This is a genomic window from Chryseobacterium sp., assembly GCF_022712095.1.
Taxonomy (GTDB): Bacteria; Bacteroidota; Bacteroidia; order Flavobacteriales; family Weeksellaceae; genus Chryseobacterium.
The window spans coordinates 1-4,413 of the sequence record NZ_JALAHD010000217.1; the positions used below are offsets into that span (position 1 = coordinate 1).

5 protein-coding genes are annotated in these 4,413 nt (G+C 34.7%); all 5 read left to right on the forward strand.

What is annotated here, in order from left to right:
- Positions 1-105: 105 nt before the first annotated feature.
- Positions 106-657 (forward strand): ferritin, encoded by a 552-nt coding sequence (locus Q0A18_RS11340; protein ID WP_292010262.1) that lies wholly within the window; start codon positions 106-108, stop codon positions 655-657.
- A gap of 198 nt (positions 658-855) precedes the next feature.
- A complete protein-coding gene (gene ychF / locus Q0A18_RS11345; protein WP_292010263.1) occupies positions 856-1,947 on the forward strand; it encodes a redox-regulated ATPase YchF in 1,092 nt (363 codons plus the stop codon).
- Between the two features lie 333 nt (positions 1,948-2,280).
- Entirely contained in the window at positions 2,281-3,219 is a 939-nt protein-coding gene (locus Q0A18_RS11350; RefSeq protein ID WP_292010264.1) for an AraC family transcriptional regulator, read from the forward strand.
- 91 nt (positions 3,220-3,310) lie between these two features.
- Positions 3,311-4,075 (forward strand): SDR family oxidoreductase, encoded by a 765-nt coding sequence (locus Q0A18_RS11355; protein ID WP_292010265.1) that lies wholly within the window; start codon positions 3,311-3,313, stop codon positions 4,073-4,075.
- 87 nt (positions 4,076-4,162) lie between these two features.
- Positions 4,163-4,413: PLDc N-terminal domain-containing protein (locus Q0A18_RS11360; protein ID WP_292010266.1), on the forward strand; the 251-nt coding region annotated here is incomplete at its 3' end.

Below are 4,413 nucleotides of genomic sequence, written 5' to 3' on the forward strand. Positions count from 1 at the left end.
ATAGTTAATATTGTTTTTGAATTTATAAATGTATTTTATTTAACTGTAATATTTTATCGGAATCATTTTTGTATCATTTAATACCTAATCACAAAAAATCATATTATGAACACGAAAAGACTTTCCGACTCAATGGAAAAAGCATTGAGCGACCAGATGAACAAGGAAATTCATGCGGCTCATGTTTTTTTGTCCTACGGAATCTGGGCAGATGACAAAGGATATCAGGGGATTGCCAAGTTTTTGTACAGACATGCCCAGGAAGAACGTAATCATTCTATTAAATTTATGGAATATATTCTTAATAGAGGAGGAAAACCTAAATTAGAAGCTATTCCGGCACCTCTTCCCGATCCTGAATCTTTGACAGCCTGTTTTGATGGGATCTTTAAACATGAAGTAGATAATACCACTTCCATTTATCATTTGGTAGATAAGTCTATGGAGGAAAAAGATTGGGCTACCTGGAATTTTATGCAATGGTTCGTAAAAGAACAGATTGAAGAAGAAACATTAGCTCAGGATCTTATTGATAAATTAAAAATTGCAGGAGGAGACAGAGCTACGGATGAATCTTTATTCACTCTTGATAAAACATTAGCACAAGCACCCGATGAAGCTTCAATGGCTCAGGATGCTACGGGAGACAACCCATAAAATCATTAAAAATAAGCTATGAAAAATCTGTCGAAAAACCGGCAGGTTTTTTTGTTATGAAACTCGCTTCAAAATTACTATCTTTGCACGCTGAAAGTTGAGATATTCATTCTGAATGAAATGTAAACTTTCCCCTCACTATCTGATGGATAAAGGAAGTGAACTTAATTTTGAACATTAATCTTTGAATCTAACACTATGAAATGTGGAATTGTAGGCTTACCTAATGTTGGTAAATCAACCCTTTTTAACTGTTTAAGCAATGCAAAAGCTCAATCAGCTAACTATCCTTTCTGTACTATTGAACCTAATTTAGGAACAGTTTCAGTACCGGATCAGAGATTGTTCGAACTGGAAAAAATCGTAAAACCGGAAAGAGTTTTACCTGCCGTAGTGGAGATCGTAGATATTGCCGGTCTTGTAAAAGGAGCCAGTAAAGGAGAAGGATTAGGTAACCAGTTTCTTGCTAACATTCGTGAATGTGAAGCGATTATCCATGTTTTAAGATGTTTTGATAACGGAAATATTGTTCACGTAGAAGGATCAGTAGATCCTCTTAGAGATAAAGAGATTATTGATATTGAACTTCAGCTGAAAGACCTTGAAGCTGTTGGAAAAGCAGTAGAAAAAGCTAAGAAATTCATTAAGTCAGGAAAGAAAGAAGATATTCTTGCCTATGAAACACTTCAGAAACTTCAACAGTTTATTGAAGGCGGAAAGAACGCAAGAGAATTTCCTGTGGATGATTTAACAAGACCTATTATCGATGAGGTGATGTTATTGACTAAAAAACCGGTCCTATACGTTTGTAATGTAGATGAAAACTCTATTAAAAATGGAAATGAATGGATCGGAAAGATTGAAGAAATGGCTAAAAATGAAGGAGCAGAGGTGGTTGTTTTAGCGGCACAGATAGAAGCTGATATCAATGAACTGGAAACATTTGAAGAAAGAGAAATTTTCCTTGACGAATTAGGATTGAAAGAACCGGGAGTAAATCGTTTGATCAGAAAAGCTTATGATCTGTTGAAACTTCAGACCTATTTTACAGCAGGAGTAAAAGAAGTAAGAGCATGGACTATTGGACAAGGATGGACGGCACCTCAGGCAGCAGGAGTAATCCATACAGATTTTGAAAAAGGATTTATCCGTGCAGAAGTGATCAAATATAACGATTATATCACGTATGGATCAGAAGCTAAAGTAAAAGAAGCCGGAAAGCTTTCCGTGGAAGGAAAAGAATATATTGTTCAGGATGGGGACATTATGCATTTCCGATTCAACGTTTAAAAAAGAAAAATATATTAAAGTTAAATAGTTCAAAAAACACTTTCATGAATTTGGGGGTGTTTTTTGGTTTTATTACCTGACGGTTCATCGGAAAATGTTATTCAGAGTGTAATGCAATAAAGCGAAGAATCTCTCTTATGATATTTGTTTATACATATTAGAAATATGATAAAATACTTATCAAATTAGCTTCATAGAATCAATTCTCAATTGATAAAAACTTTAAACCTTAAAATAATATAATCATTATTTGAAATCTTTGCGTTAAAAAATATCTCACCTATCCCACAATAAAAATCAATTTGTACCTTTGAATTATACAAATCCATCGCCATGGAAAAAATAGCCCATGCTTCATTAGATGATTTCTACAGGGAAATGTCTGCCAAACTGGGAAAAGATATAGAAAGTATTTTCCCAAAAGGCCTTCATAAAGATATAGGTCACTTTAATGTATTTGATATTGCCCAAACAATTGAGAAAGTAAAAATGACCTCTGAAATGCCTTATAATAGGAGGAAATACTATAAGATAAGCCTTATCAGAGGGAAAAATAGGGCAGAGTATGCTGATAAGGTTATTTCCATAAAGCAGAATGCTTTATTGTTTGCGACACCTAAGGTTCCCTATCACTGGATTCCGGAAGAAGCCAATCAGGCAGGAAGCTTTTGTGTCTTTACAGAAGATTTTTTTATTAAAAATAAATCTCAGACTTCATTGGAAGATTTACCTATTTTCCAGCCCGGAAACTATCCTGTATTTGAAATAGATGATGCTTTGGCCAATGAAATTGAGGAGCTTTTTACAAAAATAAAAAAAGAGATCACTTCCGATTATATTTTTAAATATGATCTGATAAGAAACTATGTTCTAGAATTGATCCATTATGGTCAGAAACTTCAGCCTGCTACCAAATTGTCGACATCCAATGATGCATCACTGCGGGTTGTTTCCCTATTTATAGAGCTTCTGGAAAGACAGTTCCCTATCGAGTCTTCAGATCAGAGATTGCAGCTTAAGACTGCTAAAGACTACGCGGATAGACTGGCAGTGCATGTCAATTATTTGAATAAAAAATTAAAGGAAAGTACGGGAAAAACAACCACTGAATTAATTGCAGAGCGCCTCGTTCAGGAAGCAAAAATACTGCTCAAGCAAACCCAATGGAATGTTTCTGAAATATCCTACGCATTGGGCTTTGAAGAAATAGCCCATTTTTCCAATTTCTTCAAAAGGAAAACTTCCTTTACCCCCGTAGAATTTCGTTCCTGATTTGAATTTTGCAAATATAGGATTGATTGAAGCAAATAGTTCTTTTCCGGAATTACTGAAATTTGTATCATAAAATTTAAATAATAAAACAATGGATACGAAAACAAAAATTGCATTAGTAACAGGTGGGAGCCGTGGAATCGGTAGAAATACAGCCCTGAAAATCGCACAAAAAGGGATTGATGTTATTCTGACCTATAAAAGCGACAAAGAAGCTGCCGAAAAAGTAGTGGATGAAATAAAATCTTTGGGAAGAAAAGCTGCAGCTTTCCAGCTGGATACTACAAATATTAAAAGTTTTGAAGGTTTTGTGGAAGAAGTTGTGGTATACCTGAAAGAACATACTGAAAGTACTAACATTGACTACCTTGTCAATAATGCGGGAACGGCTTTGTATGCCCCTTTTGCAGAAACGACTGAGAACCAGCTTGATGAAATGTTCATGATTCATTATAAAGGAGTGTTTTTCCTCAGTCAGAAATTATTACCACATATTAATGATGGAGGAGGGATTATCAACGTGTCTTCAGGATTGGCAAGGTTTACCATTCCGGGATCTTCGGTATATGGTTCAATGAAATCAGCAGTGGAAACACTGACCCGTTATATGGCGAAGGAATTAGGATCAAGACAAATTAAAGTGAATGTAGTCGCTCCGGGTGCTGTAGAAACAGATTTTGGTGGAGGGCGTACGAGGGACAATAAAGAGGTTAATTCCTTTATTTCCGGTGTAACAGCCTTAGGAAGAGCTGGGTTACCTGAAGATATAGGCGGAGTCATAGCTTTTCTCTGTACTCAAGATGCAGCATGGATCAATGGACAGCGAATTGAAGTTTCAGGAGGGATGAATATTTAAAAAGCAAAAAGTAGCAGAATTTTATGCTACTTTTTTTATCTTTAATGATTATGGATTTTCAGTATTAGTTCAGAATCCTATATGCTTATGATTAAAGAATTTTTAGATCAGTTTCCCTATATTCTTTTAGGATTTGAAATTCTGTATTTCGGAGGGATTTTCTTTTTGGCAGCCAAAATCATCATGGATACTAAAAATACCAGTAAGACACTGGCATATCTTATGCTGATTATATTTTTGCCTATTGCAGGAATTATTATTTATTTCGTTTTCGGAGTTAATTATAGAAAAAATAGGTTTTATACTTTTAAAATTAAAAGAAATGAAAAAATATATAA